1 protein-coding gene is annotated in these 803 nt (G+C 61.6%); it reads left to right on the top strand.

Annotated elements, in window-relative coordinates:
* The coding region (locus EN742_RS36440) for an AAA family ATPase (protein ID WP_148670591.1) at positions 1-803 on the top strand (803 nt) is incomplete at both ends.

Here is an 803-nt window from a genome sequence, read left to right as displayed (position 1 = left end):
GCGTAGCGCAGGCTGCGTTCATCTACTCGCTCACCGGCATGACAGGCGCCGGCAAGACGGCCGTTCTGCTCTGCCTTACGTACTGCACAGCGCTCGGCAAACGGCTGGGCGATCGTGAGGTGCGGAAGGGCCGGGTTATCTACAGTGCGGGCGAGAATCCGGTCGATGTGCGCATGCGTTGGCTGGCTATGGCGCACGAACTGCAGTTCGACCCAACCGACATCGACGTCCACTTCATCGCCGGCACGTACAGTATTCCGGACTCGATATCGAAAATCGAGGAAGCGGCCGAGGCATTGGGTGGCGTCGACCTCGTCATTGTCGACACCAGTGCGGCCTACTTTCAAGGATCCGACGAGAACAGCAACGTCGAGATGGGCAACCACGCTCGAGACATGCGCAAGCTGACCGAGTTACCCGGCAAGCCCTGCGTCTTCGTCGCCGCCCATCCTGTCAAAAACGCCAGCGCGGAAAACCTTTTGCCGAAAGGCGGCGGCAGTTTCCTCAACGAAATCGACGGCAACCTGACGCTGGCGAAGGTAGACGGGGGTGCGCGGATGCACTGGCAAGGCAAACATCGCGGACCGGACTTCGAACCGGTGCACTTTGAAGTGAGGACCGTCACCGCGCCTGCTCTGGTGGACAGCAAAGGCAAGCCGATACCGACCGTCATGGCTCACGCATTGACGAGCCGCGGCGCTCGCCAGGCTGCCGATACCGCACGCAAAGATGAGGACGAGGTGCTTCTGCAAATAGAGCGCGACGGGAAGCAGTCGCTCACCGACATGGCTGGTGCCTTGGGC

Source organism: Mesorhizobium sp. M4A.F.Ca.ET.020.02.1.1, assembly GCF_004022645.1.
GTDB lineage: Bacteria > Pseudomonadota > Alphaproteobacteria > Rhizobiales > Rhizobiaceae > Mesorhizobium.
The sequence above is the reverse complement of the archived record's forward strand: the minus strand, read 5'-3'. Positions and strand labels throughout refer to the sequence as shown.